Annotated in this window: 7 protein-coding genes; all 7 read right to left on the reverse strand. The window is 72.1% G+C overall.

All coding sequences use genetic code 11. The annotated features are described in order from the left end of the window. Positions 1–36: 36 nt before the first annotated feature. Genes treY through CFB89_RS30660 form a run of 7 tightly spaced genes read right to left on the reverse strand, consistent with a single transcriptional unit; the run spans position 37 to position 18,055 of the window. Positions 37–2,802, reverse strand: a complete 2,766-nt coding sequence (gene treY, locus CFB89_RS30630; RefSeq protein ID WP_089471226.1) for a malto-oligosyltrehalose synthase — start codon at positions 2,800–2,802, stop codon at positions 37–39. Further along, complete coding sequence (gene malQ, locus CFB89_RS30635) at positions 2,799–5,024, reverse strand: 4-alpha-glucanotransferase (protein WP_089471227.1); 2,226 nt, start codon at positions 5,022–5,024, stop codon at positions 2,799–2,801. Before malQ ends, treY begins: the two co-directional genes overlap by 4 nt. Next, positions 5,021–6,892, reverse strand: a complete 1,872-nt coding sequence (gene treZ, locus CFB89_RS30640; RefSeq protein WP_089471228.1) for a malto-oligosyltrehalose trehalohydrolase — start codon at positions 6,890–6,892, stop codon at positions 5,021–5,023. Before treZ ends, malQ begins: the two co-directional genes overlap by 4 nt. Before the next feature lie 9 nt (positions 6,893–6,901). Continuing rightward, the gene (gene glgX, locus CFB89_RS30645; RefSeq protein WP_089471229.1) at positions 6,902–9,016 is read right to left on the reverse strand and encodes a glycogen debranching protein GlgX; all 2,115 of its coding nucleotides are present in this window, start codon (positions 9,014–9,016) and stop codon (positions 6,902–6,904) included. A 32-nt stretch (positions 9,017–9,048) separates the two neighbouring features. Beyond that, positions 9,049–11,256, reverse strand: coding sequence for a 1,4-alpha-glucan branching protein GlgB (gene glgB, locus CFB89_RS30650; RefSeq protein WP_089471230.1), 2,208 nt, complete (start codon positions 11,254–11,256; stop codon positions 9,049–9,051). Further along, positions 11,253–14,663 carry a maltose alpha-D-glucosyltransferase gene (treS, locus tag CFB89_RS30655; protein WP_089471695.1) on the reverse strand — a complete coding sequence of 1,137 codons (3,411 nt, stop codon included), beginning with the start codon at positions 14,661–14,663 and terminating at the stop codon, positions 11,253–11,255. The genes glgB and treS overlap by 4 nt, the downstream gene beginning before the upstream one ends. After that, the gene (locus CFB89_RS30660) at positions 14,663–18,055 is read right to left on the reverse strand and encodes a maltotransferase domain-containing protein (RefSeq protein WP_089471231.1); all 3,393 of its coding nucleotides are present in this window, start codon (positions 18,053–18,055) and stop codon (positions 14,663–14,665) included. Before CFB89_RS30660 ends, treS begins: the two co-directional genes overlap by 1 nt. Positions 18,056–18,124: the final 69 nt, after the last annotated feature.

Below are 18,124 nucleotides of genomic sequence, written 5' to 3' on the forward strand. Positions count from 1 at the left end.
ACTTCCCGCGTCGCTAATGCCGCTCGGACATCGGCTTCAATTTCCCCTCCGCGCCGCGACCAGCACCGCCACAGGCAACTCTGCCAGACAGCGATCGAGCGCCAGCACTCCTTCCGGCGCATCGATCGCGTCGCCCGCATTCAGCCAGTCGATCCACGGCCCTTCCACGTCGCGCGGCAGCACGACCGCCGTATCTCCCCATCGCGCAGGCTCCACGCGCGGCAACGCGGGCGCTTGGCCGAGCAACCGGCACGCGAGCCGCGTCGTGACCACCACCACGGTAGCCGCGTCGTCGCACCGCGCGAACGCCACCACGTGCCGCGCAAGCGGGCCACGCACCCGCAGCGGAACGTAAGCGCCGTCCGCAAACGTCGCGGGCCATCGCGCACGCAGCGCCAGCATCCGTTCGATCAGCGCGCGCTTCACGCGCGCATCGGGCCACGTCGGCAGATACGACGCAACCGGCCCATCGACCGATTCAGCCGCCAGCGTCGCGAACGGCACGTCGCGCCGGTTGTCCGGATCGACGAGCGAGTGATCCCACGACTCGGTACCTTGATAGAGATCGGGCATGCCGGGCGACGCGATCCGCAGCGCCGTTTGCGTCAGGCTGTTGACGACGCCGGCCGGCGCGATCCGTGCGACGAACGCATGCAGCCGATGCGCAAAATCGCCCGCGCCGCGCGGTGTCAGGATCGCGCGGACGAACGCTTCGCAGCCGTGCTCGTAGTCCGGCTCGGGCGCGAGCCAGTCGGTGTACTGCTTCGCTTCGCGCAGCGCCTTCGTCTGCCATTGCACGACGCGCGTCGCGAGCGCGTCGAGGCCGGCCGCGTCGTCGGGAGCGAGCGTCGGCGGCCAGCAGCCGACGAGCGTCTGGACCAGCATCGCCTCGGCGGCCGGCCCCGGCGTCCACGCGAGGTCGCGGTGCGCACCGCCGCGATGCGGCAGATTCAGCGCCGACCAGTCGAGCGACACCGCGCGCCACGCATCGGGCACCTCGCTCAACACCGCGAGCCGCGCCCGCGCGTCCTCGCCGCGCTTGTGGTCGTGCGTGGCCGTCGCGACGAGCCCGTGCGGCACGGTGCGCGCGCGGCGCCGGTTGCGCGCATGGAACGCGCCGCGCGACAGGCTGAAGTCGCCGGCATCGGCGCCCACCTCGTTGCGCGACAGCAGCCGCCCGTAACGATAGTTGGCCGTGTCCTCGACGCCTTTCGCGGCCAGAGGCGCGGTGAGCTGCGCGAACGCGACCCGCGCCGCGGCCAGCGCATCGGCGTCCACGCGCGGCACCCGCACGACCGGCAAGCCGAGCCACGCGGCGACACGCTCGAGCGCGAAGCGGTCGGTCGGATCGACCGCCGCATACGCACCGTCGTACGCATGCGCGAGCACGCGCCGGTCGGCGTCGGCCGGTTCGACGCCCGGCGCCGGATACATCCGGTACACGGGTAGCCGCACCGCGAGCTCGCCCAGCACGCGCCGGATCGCGATCAGGCTGATGTCGCGCGTCGCGGGCGACGCTCGCGCGATGCCGTGCAGCAACCGCGCGACGCGCGCATGCTCGACGGCGAGCTGGCGCATCAGCACGCGCCGCTTGCCGTCGACCGCTTCCTGCGCGAACGTGCGCGCCGAACCTGATATGGCCGCCCAGTGCGCGGCGAGCGGTTCGGCGCCGGCCGGGTCGTGCAGCAGCGCGCCGACGTCGTTCATGAAGTCGTAGCCGGTGGTGCCGTCGACGGCCCAGTCGGTGCGCAGCGCTTCGCCGGGCGCGAGGATCTTCTCGACGACGACGTAGGGTCGCGCGTCGCGCTGCGCGGCGAGCCGCGCGTGCAGCCGGCGGCAATACGCGCCGGGATCGGCGAGGCCGTCGACGTGATCGACGCGCACGCCGTCGACGAGTCCGGCCGCGTGCAGCCGCAGCGGCAGCGCATGCACGGCGTCGAACACCGCCTCGTCTTCGACGCGCACGCCCGCAAGCGTCGCGATGTCGAAGAAGCGCCGCCAGTTCAGCTCGTCGGCCGCCGTGCGCCACCAGGCGAGCCGGTAGTGCTGGCGTTCGAGCAGCCGGTGCAGGCACGCGCGCGAGCGTGCGCGGCGCGGATCGGCGCCGCGCAACACCGCGTCGAGCGCATGCGGGCCGTGCGCGGCCGCATGGTCGCGCAGCGCCGCATGGGCGGCGGCCAGCCGCGCGCTGTCGCGGATCGGCGCGACGTCGAAGCGCTCGGCGAGCGCGTTCAGGTCCGCGCGATTCGCGATGCGCAGGATTTCCGCGTAGGTGGCGGCGGCGACCGGCAGCCGCCGCCCCGGGCACGCGATATAGAAGCGGCCCGCGGCCGGATCGGCGCGCAGCGTGATGTCGCCGGCCGCGAGCGCCTCGCCGTACGGCGCGCCGAGGCACGGCAAGAGCACCTTGCCGTCGAGCGCCGGGTCGGGCGGATGCCAGTCGATGTCGAAATAGCGCGCGTACGGGCTGGCCGGCCCCCATTCGAGCACGTCGTTCCACCAGCCGTTCGACGAGCCGCCGACGCCCATGTGGTTCGGCACGATGTCGATGACGATGCCGAGGCCGCGCGCGCGCAGCGCGTCGACGAGCCGGATGAAGCCGGCTTCGCCGCCGAGTTCCGCGCCGAGCGCGCCGTAGTCGACGGTGTCGTAGCCGTGCAGCGAGCCGGGCTCGGCCGTCGACACCGGCGACAGGTACAGGTGACTCACGCCGAGCCGCGCGAAGTAGTCGGCGTGCGCGGCCGCGTCGTCGAACGTGAAGCCCGCATGCAGCTGCAGTCGCAGCGTCGCGCGTGGGGTCATGGGCGGTGCCCCTGCGCGCGGCGCGCCTGCACGACGGCGGCGATGCGCGTGCGCACGTCGGCGTCGAACAGCGTGTCGATCGGGCGCGGCAGCCGCTGCCGCCAGTTCGGATGGCCGCATGGCGGCCCCGGCAGGTTCGGCTGCGCGTCGAGCGCGAGCAGATCCTCGAGCGGCAGCAGCGCGAGCGGCGACGGGCTGCTCGCGACGTAGGCCAGGATCGCGTTCACCGGCGGCATGTCGGCCGGCGGCACCGCGGCGCCGGCCGGCGCGCAGCCTGCGTGCTGCAGCGCGTGCCACAGCGCCGCGCGCTCGGTGGCGCGTTCCCTGTGAGCGGCGAGCAGTTCCGGAGGCGGCGCGGGCGTCGAGCGATTCGAATCGGGGCGCTGCACGGTGTCGTGGCCGTACGCCATGCTTTGCACGATCTCGTCCGAATCGTGCGTGCTCGCATCGTCCGGCGCCGGGGCGGCGACATCGTGCGGTGGTTGCGCTTCGTCGCGCCGCTTCGCGGCTTCGGCGTCGGCCGCGACGCGCCGCCACCCGAGATCGACGCCGCGCCACCAGCCGGCCACGGTCGGCAGATCGTGCGTCGAGGTCATCGCGATCGCCTCGCGATCCCACGCGGACGGCGGCCGGAACGCGCCGTTCGCGTCGCGCTCGAACCACAGCACGCGCATCCCCGCGACCCCTTGCGCGCCGAGCCGTTCGCGCAAGCCGGCCGGCACGGTGCCGAGATCCTCGCCGATCGCGATCGCGCGATGGCGGGCCGCTTCCAGCGCGACGAGCCGCACCAGATCGTCGAGCGGATAGCGCAGGTACGCGCCGCTGCGCGGCGAGCCGCCGTCCGGCACGATCCACATCCGCGCGAAGCCGAGCACGTGATCGATGCGGATGCCGCCCGCGTGCGCGAACGCCGCGCGCAGCAGCTCGATGAACGGCATGAAGCCGTCCGCGCGCAGCGCGTCGGGCGTCCACGTCGTCACGCCCCAGGCCTGGCCGGCCGCATTGAACAGGTCGGGCGGCGCGCCGAGCGATACGCCGCGCAGCAGCGTCGTGCCGTGCGCCCACGCGTCGCTGCCGGACTGATCGGAGCCGACGGCGAGATCGGCGATCAGGCCGGTCGCCATGCCCGCGCCGCGCGCCGCGTGCTGCGCGTCGCCGAGCGCGCGCGACGCGCACCATTGCAGGAACGTGTGGAACGCGATCGTGTCGGCATGCGCGTGCGCGAACGCGTCGACTTCCGCCGATCCCGGGATGCGCCATTGCACGGGCCATTGCCGCCAGTCCGCGCCGATCCCGTGCTCGATGCAGAACGCCTGCAACGCATCGAAGCGCGCATGCGCGTCGAGCGCCGCGCCGCCCGCCGCACGAAAACGCTGGAACGTATCGCGCGACGGGTCGTCGCTGGCGCGCCATGCGTCGAAGCACGCGCGCAGACGGCGCAGCTTCGCGGGCAGCACGCGCGGCCAGTCGATCAGCGCGGCATCGGCCGAACCGGCGGATGCCCGCTGCGCGGCAGTGGCGCCCGGCACCGCGTCGCAGTCGAGATACGCGACGTTGTGCCAGCGTCGCGACGACGGCGAATACGGGCTGTCGTGCGCGGGCAGCGCCGGATAGCCGGCGTGCGTCGGGCTGATCGCCACCGCTTGCGCGCCGTGGCGAGCGGCCCGCGCGGCCAGCCGCGCGAGCGCCGTGTAGTCGCCCGCGCCATCGTCGCCGGTGCGGCGCAGGCTGTAGAGCTGCGCCGCGATGCCCCAACGGCGGCCCGCGTCGTGGGGGCGGGCGAACGTGTCGAACGGCTGCGCGCGCGGCGGCGCGATCGCGAGCCCGACGCGCTGCTCGCCGATGTCGAGCGCGTGATAACCGGGCATCGCGAGCGGCGGCAGCGTGCCGTGTTCGCCCGTGCCGCTCACGCGGCCGTCCACGTGGCCGCCGGTTTCGAGCGAGATCCGGAAGCGCGCGCCCGGCGCCGCGATGGTCGCCGGCAGCGTCAGCGGCTGGCCGGCATCGCCGGTCACGACGCGCGGCGGGGAGGCCTTCGCATCGGCGAGCGCCGCCGCGCTGTCCACCCGCTGGATCGCGGTGCCGCACGGCCAGCCGAGCGCGTCGACGAGCGCGACGAGCGCGTCGTCGTCCACGCGCCGCGCGACGCCGCCCGCGTCGGTCCAGTCGGGTGCCAGGCCGGCCGCGCGGGCGAGCGCCGCGATCGGGACGTCGGTCGTCATGACGGGCTCCGTCCGTTCGCGCGGTGCTGCCGCGCATCGTGGTTGACCGCGCCGTCGCGCCACGCGATGCACGCGCGCGGCGGCACGTGCCCGCCGGGTAGCCGGTCGCGCGCGCGCGGCGGCGTCTCGAACACGATCTTGCCGACCGGCAGCGCGGGCAGCGTCGCGTCGTGCGAGCCGAGATTCAGCGCGATCGTCAGCGTGCTGCCGTCGCCGAGGCGCCAGCGCGCGAGCAGCGCGGGCGGGTCGCCGTCGCCCGCGAGCAGCGCGACGCCGAGCGCGCGCGCATCGGCCAGGTGCGGCGTCACGAGCGCCGCGCGCACGGCCAGCGCGCTGCGGTAGAAGCGCCGCCACGCGGCCGCGTCGGGCCACGATTCGTCGGGCGGATGGTGCGACGACGAGCGCACGAACGTCGCGATGTCGTTCGGGTCGGGAATCGCGTCGCGATGCGCGGCGTCGGCGAACGCGGGAAACGCGGCGAATTCGCGACGCCGGCCTTCGCGCACCGCATCGGCGAGCGCGCCGCGATAGTCGGTGAAGAACTGGAACGGCTGCGTGCTGCCGTCTTCCTCGCCCATGAACAGCAGCGGGATCGACGGCGCGAGCAGCATCAGCGCGGTGGCCGCGCGCACCGCGTCGTCGTTCGCGAGCGCGCGCAGCCGTTCGCCGAACGCGCGGTTGCCGATCTGGTCGTGGTTCTGCAGGAACGCGACGAACGCGGTCGGCGGCAGGTGCGCGCTCGGTTCGCCGCGCGCGGCGCCGTCGTGCAGCGGCGACGGCTCGCCCTGGTACGCGAAGCCTTCGCCGAGCGTGCGCGCGAAATGACGCAGCGGCGCGTCCGCGTACGCGCGGTAATAGCCGTCGCGCTCGCCGGTCAGCAGCACGTGCGCGCTGTTGTGGAAATCGTCGTTCCATTGCGCGTCGAAGCCGCCCGGGCCGAGCAGGCTCGCGCTATTGCGCTCGTTCTCCAGCACGAGATGCACGTGGCGTGCGTCGCCCGCGTAGGCGCGCACGCGGCGCGCGAGTTCGCACAGCCACGCGTCGTCGTCGATCGCATGCGCGGCGTCGATGCGCAGCCCGTCGAAGCGGTATTCGTCGAGCCAGTACAGCGCGTTGTCGATGAAGAACGTGCTCGTCTGCGGGCGGGAGAAGTCGATCGCCGGCCCCCACGCGGTCTGCCGGTCCGCGCGGAAGAAGTCGGGCGCGTAGCGCGGCAGCAGGTTGCCTTCGGGGCCGAAGTGGTTGTACACGACGTCGAGGAACACCTGCAGCCCGAGCCCGTGCGCGGTGTCGACCAGCGATTTCAGTTCCTCGGGCCGCCCGTACGACGCGTCGGGCGCGAACGGCAGCACGCCGTCGTAGCCCCAGTTGCGCGCGCCGGGGAACGCATTGACGGGCATCAGCTCGACCGCGGTCACGCCGAGTTCGGCGATCGCCGGCAGCCGCCGCTCGACGGCCGCGTAGCCGCCGCATGCGCCGACGTGCAGCTCGTACAGCACCGTCTCGTGCCACGGGCGGCCGCGCCACGCGTCGTTGCGCCAGCGGTACGCGGCCGGATCGACCACCTGGCTCGGGCCGAGCACGTCGTACGGCTGGAAGCGCGACGCGGGATCGGCCACCGCGAGCGCATCGTCGAGCAGGTAGCGGTACAGCGTGCCGGGGCCGCACGGCGCGATCGTCTCGAACCAGCCGTCGCCGGCCGGCGTCATGGCGATCGCGCGACCGCCGGCGTCCTGCAGTTCGACGGCGGCCGTGCGGCTCGCGGGCGCCCACAGCCGGAAGCGCGTGCGATCCGCATCGAGGCAGGTCGCGCCGAACGACGACGCGTACGCGTGCGTGCCGGGCGAATGGGCGGAACGGGGCGTCATGGCGGCTCCTCACGAAGACAGGTCGGGTGGCACGGCCGCGACCGCGATCACGGCCGCGTGCGCGGCGACGTCGAGCCCGGCATCCGGCCACGAGCGCGGGCCCGAATCGGGGTTCGCGGTGTCGAGCAGGATCCGGTAATCGAGCACGGGCGCGGGCGGCATGAACGTGATGGTGTCGGCCGACGCGTTCAGCATCACGAGCAAGGCCTCGGTGCGCCCGGTGCGGCCGGTGCCGACGCGCCGCATCGTCAGCGCGCGGCGTTCGCCGTCTTCCCACGCGGGGACGGTGAGCGCGTCGCCGCGTTCGTCGAACCAGCCGATCTCGCGCATGCCCGGCGCGCCGTCGCGGTCGCCCGACGGATAGCGCGGCGCCGACATCACCGGATACATGCGCCGCAGCGCGGCGAGCCGCGACACGAAACGCGTCATTTCCACGCCGGCTTCGCTGTGCGCGAGGTCCCAGTCGAGCCACGACAGTTCGTTATCCTGGCAATACGCGTTGTTGTTGCCGTGCTGCGTGCGGCCGAATTCGTCGCCGGCCACGAGCATCGGCGTGCCGAGCGCGGTAAACAGCGTCGCGAGCATCGAGCGCGCGACGCGCCGGCGCACGTCGCGGATCGCCGCGTCGTCGGTCGGCCCTTCCGCGCCCCAGTTCGCGCTGCAGTTGTCGTCGCGGCCGTCGCGGTTGTCCTCGCCGTTCGCGTCGTTGTGCTTGCCCGCATACGACACGAGGTCGGCCAGCGTGAAGCCGTCGTGCGCGGTGACGAAATTGATCGACGCCCACGTACGGCGCCGGCCGTGATTGAACAGGTCGGCCGAGCCCGACAGGCGCGCGGCCAGTTCCGGACGCTGCCCGGCGTCGCCGCGCCAGAAGCGCCGCACGGTGTCGCGAAACCGGTCGTTCCACTCGGCGAAGCCGGGCGGATGGCGGCCGAGCTGATAGCCGCCGGGGCCGAGATCCCACGGTTCGGTGATCAGCTTGCGCTGTGCGAGCACCGGGTCCTGCCGCAACGCGTCGAAGAACCCCGCGCCGGGCTCGAAGCCGTGGTCCTCGCGGCCGAGCGTCACGCCGAGATCGAAGCGGAAGCCGTCGATGTTGAACGCGGTCGCCCAGTAGCGCAGCGAATCCATCACCATCTGCACGACGCGCGGATGCGACAGGTTCAGCGTGTTGCCGCAGCCGGTTTCGTCGACGTGGTAACGCGGATCGTCGGGCCGCAGCCGGTAATAGCTCGCGTTGTCGAGCCCGCGCCACGACAGCGTGGGCCCGAGCTGGTTGCCTTCGCACGTGTGGTTGTAGACCACGTCGAGCACGACCTCGATGCCGGCCGCATGCAGTTGGCGCACCGCGATGCGCATCTCGTCGAGCCGCCGCGTCGTCAGGTACGACGGCTCCGGCGCGAAGAACGCGGCCGTGTCGTAGCCCCAGTAGTTGCGCAGCCCGCGCTTCACGAGTTCGCGCTGCTGCAGGAACGCGTGGATCGGCAGTAGCTCGACCGTCGTCACGCCGATCGACAGCAGGTGGTCGACGAACGCCGGATGCGCGAGCGACGCGAACGTGCCGCGCTCCGGCGGGCGCAGCCCGGCGCGGCGCATCGATGCGCCGCGCACGTGGGTCTCGTAGATCACGGTGCTGCGCCACGGCACGTTCGGGCGGCGGTCGTTGCTCCAGTCGAATGCCTCGTCGACGACCACGGCTTTCGGCATCGCGGGCGCCGAATCGCGGCGGTCCATCGACAGGTCGGCCCGGTTCGAATGCACGCGATAGCCGAACAGCGCGTCCGACCAGCGGAACTGGCCGACCAGCTTGCGCGCGTACGGGTCGAGCAGCAGCTTGGTCGGATTGAAGCGGTGGCCTTGCTGCGGCTGGTACGGGCCGTCCGCGCGGAACCCGTACACGGTGCCCGGATGCGCGTTCGGCAGGTAGCCGTGCCACACCTCGTCGGTGCATTCGGGCAGGTCGAGGCGCGCGAGTTCCCTGCGGCCGGTCGGATCGAACACGCACAGCTGGATCCGGTGCGCGTGCGCGGAAAACACCGCGAAGTTGGTCCCGAGGCCGTCCCAGGTCGCGCCGAGCGGGTAGCTGCGGCCGGGTTCGAGACGGTCGGGCAGGGCGGTCGGCATGGGGTGAATCTCCGTGTCGGGGAGGTGGGCGATCAGGCAGGGGTCAACCACAGCGTTGCGAGCGGCGGCAGGCGCAAGGTCGCCGACCACGCCTCGCCGTGCGCGGGCACGGCTTCGGCCCACACGGCGCCGTCGTTGCCGGCGTTGGTGCCGCCGTACGACGCGGCATCGGTGTTCATCAGTTCGCGCCAGTGGCCCGGCGCGGGCAGCCCGAGCCGATAACCGGCGCGCGGCACGGGCGTGAAGTTGCACACGGCGACGACCAGGTGCCCCGCATCGTCGCGGCGCGCGAACGCGAACACGCTGTTGTCGCGGTCGTCGCCGATCAGCCAGGAGAATCCGGCCGCGTGGCAGTCGAGCGCATGCAGCGCCGGTTCGGCCGCATACGTGCGGTTCAGGTCGCGCACGAGCCGCTGCACGCCGCGATGCGCGGGCGCGTCGAGCAAGTCCCAGTGCGGCGTCGCATCGTGCGCGAACTCGCTCCATTGCGCGAATTCGCTGCCCATGAACAGCAGCTTCTTGCCGGGATGCGCCCACATGAAGCCGAAATACGCGCGCAGCGTCGCGAGCCGCTGCCACGCGTCGCCGGGCATCTTCGCGACGAGCGAACCCTTGCCGTGCACGACCTCGTCGTGCGACAGCGGCAGCACGAAGCGTTCGGAGAACGCGTATACGAGCCCGAACGTCATCCGGTCGTGGTGATAGCGGCGGTGGATCGGGTCTTCGTGCAGATACGCGAGCGTGTCGTGCATCCAGCCCATGTTCCACTTGAAGTCGAAGCCGAGCCCGCCGTCGGCGGTCGGCGCGGTGACGCCCGGCCACGCGGTCGATTCCTCCGCGACGGTGACGACGCCGGGCGGCGCGGCGTCACCGTGCAGCGTGTCGTTCAGCCGGCGCAGGAACGCGACCGATTCGAGGTTCTCGCGGCCGCCGTACACGTTCGGCACCCATTCGCCTTCCTTGCGCGAATAATCGCGGTACAGCATCGACGCGACCGCATCGACGCGGATGCCGTCGACGTGATAGCGGCGCGCCCACGCGAGCGCCGACGCGACGAGAAACGCGCCGACCTCGGTGCGCCCGACGTTGAACACGCAGGTGTTCCAGTCGGGATGCATCCCTTCGCGCGGATCGGCATGCTCGTACAGCGCGCTGCCGTCGAATTGCGCGAGCCCGTGCGCGTCGTTCGGAAAATGCGCGGGCACCCAGTCGACGAGTACGCCGATGCCGGCCGCATGCGCGCGGTCGACGAAGCGCGCGAAGCCGTCGACCGGCCCGAAGCGCGCGGACGGCGCGAACTGCGCGAGCGGCTGGTAGCCCCACGAGCCGCCGAACGGGTATTCGGCGATCGGCATGAATTCGACGTGCGTGAAGCCCATTCCCTTCACGTATGGAATCAGCCGCTCGGCGAGTTCGTCCCACGTCGCGCTGCGCTCCATGTCCTCGGGGATGCGCTGCCACGATTCCGGATGGACCTCGTAGATCGACCACGGCATACGGTAGCGGTCGTTGCGCGGCCGCGCGTGCATCCAGCCGTCGTCGTGCCATGCGAACGCGTCGAGCGCCGCGACGTCGGCGACGACCGACGCCGTGCGCGGCGGCGCCTCGGTCGCCCGCGCGCACGGGTCGGCCTTGTGCGGCAGCACGCGCCCGTCGGCCGCGCGCAGCTCATATTTGTAGCGCTCGCCCGGGCCGATGCCCGGCACGAACAGCTCCCACACGCCCGACGGCCGCCGCAGCCGCATCGGATGGCGGCGCCCGTCCCATGCGTTGAAATCGCCGACCACCGAGACGCGCTGCGCGCTCGGCGCCCACACCGCGAAACGCACGCCGTCGGTGTCGTCGACGCGCATCGGCATCGCGCCGAGGCAGTCGAGCACGGCGGCCGGGTCGCCGGCCGAGAAACGCGCGAGCGCCGCTTCGTCGAGCAGCGTGCCGAACGCATACGCGTCGTCGGTCACCTGGTGCGCATCCGGCCAGTCGATCGCGAGCAGGTAATGCGGCGAGCCGCCGTCGTGCACGATCGTCCCCGCGAAGCAGCCGGCGCGATCGACGCAGGCGAGCGCGCCGAGTTCGGCGCCGTCCGGCGACAGCGCGCGCACGCGCTCCGCGCCGGGCAGCAGCGCCCGCACGACGACCTGGTCGGCCTGTTCGTGCGGGCCGAGGCACGCGAACGGGTCGGGATGGCGGCCGGCGAGCAGCGCATCGATATCGGCGCGTTCGAACAGCGTGTCGGTCATGGGTTTCCTCCGTCGTCGGGCAGCACGCCGTCGCCGAGCAGCCGGTCGACCAGCGCCGCGAGCCCGCCGACCGGCACGCTCAGCCAGTCGGGCCGGTTCGCGGCTTCGTAGCACAGCTCGTACGACGCCTTGTCGATCAGGAACAGCGCGAGCAGGCGATCCGCGTAGTGCGGATCGACGAAGCGCGCGGGCGCGTGGTCGGCCGCCGCGCGATAGCATTCGACGAAGCGGTCGGCGGCGGCCTGCCCGAAGCGGTCGAACAGCGCGCGCTTGCGGCCGGCCGCCTGCGGCGGCGCCTTTTCGATCGCGAACTGCGCGGTCGCGCTCACGTACGACAGCGAGCGCAGCAGGCCGGCCACGTCGCGCAGCGGATGCGATTTCGCGCGACGCCGCTCGAGCGCACGCGCCGGTTCGCCTTCGAAGTCGATCAGCAGCGCGTCGCCCTGCACGTCGAGCACCTGGCCCAGGTGGAAATCGCCGTGAATCCGCGTGCATTGCGCGTCGAGCGTGCGCGGCACGAGTTCGCCGAGCGCGTCGACGGCCGCGTCGCGCGACGCGAGCAGCGCGTCGGCCGACGCGCGGGTGGCCGGATCGAGCGCGTCGAGCCGCGTGCGCAGCACGTCGAGCGCGCGCTCGAACGACGCGATCGCGTCCACGCACCAGCCTTCGACGTGATCGGGCGTCGCGCGTTCCGGCGCGAACGCGGGATCGTCGGACGGCTGCGCGAGCGCGACGTGCAACTGGCCGAGCCGTGTGCCGATGATGCCCGCGAACGCCGCGTAACCGAGCAGCGCGTCGGGCTCCTCACCGGTTTCGGCCGCCTCGCCTTCGTCCGCGGCCGGCAGCGCGAGTTCGTCGATCGCGCGCCGCAGGAAATCGAACGAGCGCGTCCACGCGTCGCCCTGGTTGTCGACGTAGCGCTGCAGGATCGCGACCGTGTGCGGCGTGCCGTCCGGATCGACGTGCACGACTTCGCCGGCCAGCGTCGCGGTGTTCGCGTAGCCGATGCGCGTCAGGTGCCGGCTCATTTCCGCTTCCGGATGAATGCCGTGCGCGACCTTGCGCACCAGCTTCAGCACGATCGCGTCGCCGATCACGAGCGAGCTGTTGCTCTGCTCGGCCGCGAGCCAGCGCACGTCCGCGTCGTCGCCCGGGTCCAGCCCGGCGAGCGCGTCTTCCGGCAGAAAGGTGAGCCGGCCGCCGTCGGACGTGGGCGCCGTCGCGCCGTCGCGCAGCTTGCGCAGCATCCCGCGCGCGAACGCCGGCAACGCGAACGCGTCGGTCAGGTAGCCGACCGTATGGCCGCGCCGCACGCGGGCGAGCGCCAGTTGCGCGAACAGCGGATGGGACGTCTCGCCGCCCCACGCGGTCGCGAGCGGCACCACGTAGCGTTCGACGCCGCCGTCGCTCGCGGACACCCACGCCTCCGCATACTGGAACGGCTCGTCCGGAATCGGCGTGACGACGTTCAGCCACGCGTCGCCGATCTTGCGATCCTTCGACGCGAACCAGCGCCGCCGCGCGAGCCACGATGCCAGCGCGTCGTGCGCGAGCGCATGCAGTTGCGACACGTCCGGCCGCGTATCGCCGCGCCGCATCACGAGCGTCACGTATTCGGGCAGCGGCTCCGCATGCGGCTGCCGCCACGACGGCTCGCGGCCGTGCTCGGCGAGCACGAACCACAGGAACCCGTACGGCGGGAAGGTGAGGAGATACGGGAGCTGGCCGATCGGCGGAAACGGCGAATCGGACGTCATCTCGGTCGGCACGCGGCCCGCGAATTCGGACAGGTCGAGTTCGACGGCCTGCGACGCGCGCGACAGGTTCGCGACGCACAGCACCGGCTCGTGGCCGTCCAGTTCGCGCAGGTACGCGAGCACCTTGCGGTTGTCCGGGCGCAGGAAGCGGATCGTGCCGCGCCCGAACGCCTGCGACGCGCGGCGCGTCGCGAGGATGCGCCGCGTCCAGTTCAGCAGCGAATGCGGGTCGCGCGTCTGCGCCTCGACGTTGATCGCGTCATAGCCGTACAGCGAGCCCATCACCGGCGGCAGCACCAGCAGTTCGGGGTCGGCGCGCGAGAAGCCGCCGTTGCGGTCCGACGACCACTGCATCGGCGTGCGCACGCCGTCGCGATCGCCGAGGTGGATGTTGTCGCCCATCCCGAGCTCGTCGCCGTAGTAGATCACCGGCGTGCCGGGCATCGACAGCAGCAGCGAGTTGATCAGCTCGATGCGGCGCCGGTCGCGCTCCATCAGCGGCGCGAGCCGGCGCCGGATGCCGAGGTTCAGCCGCGCGCGGCGGTCGCTCGCATAGGTCTGCCACAGCAGGTCGCGCTCCGAATCGGTGACCATCTCGAGCGTCAGCTCGTCGTGGTTGCGCAGGAACACGGCCCACTGGTTGCTCGGCGCGAGCGCCGGCGTCTGCCGCATGATGTCGAGGATCGGGAAGCGATCCTCGCTCGCGATCGACATGTAGATGCGCGGCATCAGCGGGAAGTGGAACGCCATGTGGCATTCGTCCTCGTTGCCGAAGTATTCCTGCACGTCTTCCGGCCACTGGTTCGCTTCCGCGAGCAGCATCCGGTTCGGATACTCGGCATCGATCGTCGCGCGGATCCGCTTCAGGATCGCGTGCGTCTCCGGCAGGTTCTCGTTGTTCGTGCCTTCGCGCTCGACCAGGTACGGCACCGCGTCGAGCCGCAGCCCGTCGATGCCGAGATCGAGCCAGAAGCGCATCACCTGGATCACTTCGCGCACGACGGCCGGGTTGTCGAAGTTCAGGTCCGGCTGGTGCGAATAGAAGCGGTGCCAGTAGTACTGGCCGGCCACCGGATCGTGCGTCCAGTTCGACGTTTCGGTGTCCAGGAAGATGATCCGCGTGCCCGCGTATTTCGTGTCGGTGTCGGACCACACGTAGTAGTCGCGATGCGTGGAGCCCGGCTTCGCGCGGCGCGCGCGCTGGAACCACGGATGCTGGTCCGACGTGTGGTTGATCACGAGTTCGGCGATCACGCGGATGCCGCGCGCATGCGCTTCGCGGATGAAGCGCCGCACGTCGGCCAGCGTGCCGTAGTCGGGATGCACGTCGCGGTAGTCGGCGATGTCGTAGCCGTCGTCGCGGCGCGGCGACGGATAGAACGGCAGCAGCCAGATCGTGTCGACGCCGAGTTCGGCGATGTAGTCGAGCTTCGCGATCAGGCCGGGGAAATCGCCGATGCCGTCGTTGTTCGAGTCGAAGAACGACTTCACGTGCACCTGGTAGATGATCGCGTCCTTGTACCACAGCGGATCGTCCGCACAGAGCGCGGGTTCGCGGCGGCGCGCGCGGCGCCGGCGCGGCGTGCCGGCCGGCGCGAGCGACGGGAATTGCGCGCGGCGCACGTCGTCGAGGGAATCTTCGCGTTTCATCATGCATGCGCTCCCGAAGGGCGGCGGGGGGGATCCGGTTCGGGCGCCGCCGCCCGCGCGGCGCCCGGAGACGGCGCGAGCCGCCAGATGGCGTACGGCCGCACGTGCGGATCGAGCGACACGTACTGGCGATGGCCGCGCCAGGTTTGCGCGTGCGCGGCGTCCTGTTCGAGCGCATCGAGCGGCTCGCCGTCGGCCAGCCCGAGGCCGCGCCACAGCGCCGCATCGAGCGTGAAGTTCGTGGCCTGCGGATGCCACGGGTCGAGACTGATCGCGACGAGCACCACGCTGTCGAACGCGGGCGTCGCCTTCATGAACACGAGCACCGAATCGTTGTCGGCGGCGACGAACGTGAGCCCGAGATGCGTCTGCAGCGCCGGATGATCGCGCCGCGCGCGGTTCAGCCGCGCGATTTCCGTGCCGATATGCGCGGCCTTGCTCCAGTCGCGTGCGCGCAGCTCGTATTTCTCGGCATCCGCGTATTCCTCGCTGTCCGGCAGCGGCGCCGATTCGCCGAGCTCGAAGCCCGAATACAGGCCCCACGAGCCGGCCAGCGTCGCCGCGAGCGCCGCGCGGATCACGAACTGCGAGCGCGGCGCGTTCTGCAGGTGGCGCGGGTTGATGTCGGGCGTGTTCACGAAGAAGTTCGGCCGGAAGAATTCGCGTGGCGGGCCGGCCGTCAGCTCGGTCAGGTAGTCGATGAAGTCGCGCTTCGACTCGCGCCACGTGAAGTACGTGTACGACTGCGAGAAGCCGACTTTCGCCAGCCGGTACATCATCCCCGGCCGCGTGAACGCTTCGGACAGGAACACGACGTCCGGATGCCGGCCGCGCACGTCGTCGATCATCCACGCCCAGAACGGCAGCGGTTTCGTGTGCGGGTTGTCGACGCGGAAGATCCGCACGCCCGCGTCGACCCAGAACAGCACCGCGTCGCGCAGTGCGAGCCACAGGTCGGGCAGCGCGTCCGGCGCGTAGAAATCGGGATTCACGATGTCCTGGTAGCGCTTCGGCGGATTTTCCGCGAAGCGCAGCGAGCCGTCGGGCCGCCACGCGAACCAGCCCGGATGCGCGGCGAGCCACGGATGGTCTGGCGAGCACTGGATCGCGAAATCGAGCGCGATTTCGAGGCCGTGCCCACGCGCGGCGTCGACCAGCGCGCGGAACGAATCGAGCGTGCCGAGTTGCGGATGCACGGCCGTGTGGCCGCCGTCGGGCGAGCCGATCGCGTACGGGCTGCCGACGTCGTCGGGGCCGGCGCTCAGGCTGTTGTTGCGTCCCTTGCGCGCGGACGTGCCGATCGGGTGGATCGGCGGGAAATACAGCACGTCGAAACCCATGTCGCGGATGCGCGGCAAATGCGCGATCACGTCGTCGAACGTGCCGTGCCGGTGCGGATCGTCGCTGGCCGAGCGCGGAAACATCTCGTACCAGCTCGAGAAGCGCGCCTTGCGGCGTTCGACGTCGACCGGGTAGACCGTCGCGTCGTGCGTGACGAACGGGCGGTAGCGCAGCGCCGCGAACGCATCGGCGAGCGCGGGGCCGCCGATCAGCGCGAGGCGGTCGTCGGGGGAGGCGTCCTTGAGCTCCGCGATGCGCTGTTTCATCTGCGTGAGCGCGCGCGGATCGGCCGGCTCGGCGAGCTTCAGCGCGGTCGCCAGCAGCAGTTGCGCTTCGCGCACCTCCAGCGTGACGTCCTGGCCGGCCGCGCGCTTCTTCGCGATGTCGGTGACGAGCGACGCCCAGTCGTCGCGCCATGCGACTACGCGGAATTCGTGGCGGCCGAGCCGGTCGAGCGCGACGCAGGCGTGCCAGCGGTCGTTCGGCTCGGCTTCGAACGGCACTTCGCGCCATTCGTCGCCATCGGCGGGGCGCCACTGGAGCACGGCCGCCAGATGCGCATGCCCGTCCGTGAAGATCGATGCGCTCACGACGAGCGGCTCGCCGACCACGCGCTTGATCGCGAAGCGGCCGCCGTCGACCGACGGTTCGACGCGCTCGATCGCGATCCGGTCGGCCGCGAGCGCCGCCGACAGCGCGGTGCGCTCGCGCGCGGCGTCGGCGCGCGCCGTGACGGGCGGCGCCCGCCAGGCGTGCAGCAGCGCATACGCGCCGGGCGCGAGCGTGAACGGCTCGATCGCGGCCGGCGGCTGCGTGTGCGCGCCGTCCTGCGTGGCGACGCGCGTGAAGCCGCCCGGCACGCCGGGCAGGAACGTCGCGGGGTCGATCGTGGCGGGCGCGTCGAGATCGGGATTCAACGCGATCAGCAACGCCGCGTCGTCGTGTTCGAGCAACGGCCCCGTGCCGCGCAGCAACGCGGTCGCGCCCGCGCCCGGCGCGCTCAGTTGCACGATCTCGCCGCGCGTGGCCGCGACGGGCGTGGCGCGGCGCCACGCGTTCGCATCGGCGAGCGCGCCCGACAGGTCGAAACGGGCGTGCTCGAACGCGGCGCGATAGCGCGCGGCATCCGCGTCGCGCGCCATCAGCGGCACCGTCACGCCGCGCTCGAACCCCATCGGCACGAGCCAGCCGGTGCCGACGGCCGCCGCCGTCCACAGCGCGCGGCGATACGCGCGGGCGATAGTGTCGTCCGATGCGTCGGGCCAGTCATCGGCGAGACGCGGGCCGTCCGGCGCATCGGGAAACGCGATCGGCGCGCCGATGCGCCGCAGCAGCCGGTGTTCGTCCGCGAACCACGGCGCGCGCAGGTCCCACCAGCGCACCGATGAAAACACCGCGTCGAACCCGGCGGCCTCGAGCTGCGCGAGCGCGTCGCGCGCATGGCCGGGCACGCCCGCGAGCACCGCGACGTCCGGACGCGCCCGGCGCAGCGCCGCGCGCCAGCCCGGCCACCAGTCGGCCGGCAGATGATGCGGCGCGTCGATCAGGAAACCGGCCGCGCCGGCATCGGCGAACGCCGCGAGATGCGCGCACCACCATGCCGACAGCGCGTCGCGCACCGCTTCGTCGCCGGTGTTCGCATGCGCGATGTCCAGCGCGTGCGCGGTGCCGCGCGGGTCGATCAATGCGTCGTCGTGCGTGCGCTCGACGTACCAGTCCGGATGTTCGGCGCGCAGCGGGTTCTCGCGTGCGATGCGATCTGGCACGACTTCGAGCAGCAGGCGCAGCCCGTGGCCCTTCGCCAGTTGCGCGAGTCGCGAGAAGGTTTCGAGCGCGCTCGCGCGCGTCTCGAACGACCGGGCCGGCCGCCGGAAATCGGCTACGTGGCGCGGAAAGCCGGCCACGCTCGCGGCCCAGAACGCGCCGACGAGCACGTGATCGAAGCCCATTCCCGCGATATGCGCGAAGGTCTGCGGCCATGCGTCGAGCGGCCCGACGAGGCGGGCGTCGCAGAAGTAGAGGTGCGGGGCGAACGGCGGTGTGGAGTCCATGGCGTGGCGCGGGTGGTGGCGGCGAGCGGTAACCGTCGGTGCGTCGCAACGTGCGTGCCTGCTGCGCGA

It is taken from the genome of Burkholderia sp. AU16741 (assembly GCF_002223345.1).
Taxonomy (GTDB): Bacteria; Pseudomonadota; Gammaproteobacteria; order Burkholderiales; family Burkholderiaceae; genus Burkholderia; species Burkholderia sola.

What these genes read in the sequence shown, in the direction of transcription:
- treY (WP_089471226.1), bottom strand. Translation starts at nt 2,802, where the DNA reads ATGACCCCACGCGCGACGCTGCGACTGCAGCTGCATGCGGGCTTCACG.
- glgB (WP_089471230.1), bottom strand. Translation starts at nt 11,256, where the DNA reads ATGACCGACACGCTGTTCGAACGCGCCGATATCGATGCGCTGCTCGCC.
- CFB89_RS30660 (WP_089471231.1), bottom strand. Translation starts at nt 18,055, where the DNA reads ATGGACTCCACACCGCCGTTCGCCCCGCACCTCTACTTCTGCGACGCC.
- malQ (WP_089471227.1), bottom strand. Translation starts at nt 5,024, where the DNA reads ATGACGACCGACGTCCCGATCGCGGCGCTCGCCCGCGCGGCCGGCCTG.
- treZ (WP_089471228.1), bottom strand. Translation starts at nt 6,892, where the DNA reads ATGACGCCCCGTTCCGCCCATTCGCCCGGCACGCACGCGTACGCGTCG.
- treS (WP_089471695.1), bottom strand. Translation starts at nt 14,663, where the DNA reads ATGAAACGCGAAGATTCCCTCGACGACGTGCGCCGCGCGCAATTCCCG.
- glgX (WP_089471229.1), bottom strand. Translation starts at nt 9,016, where the DNA reads ATGCCGACCGCCCTGCCCGACCGTCTCGAACCCGGCCGCAGCTACCCG.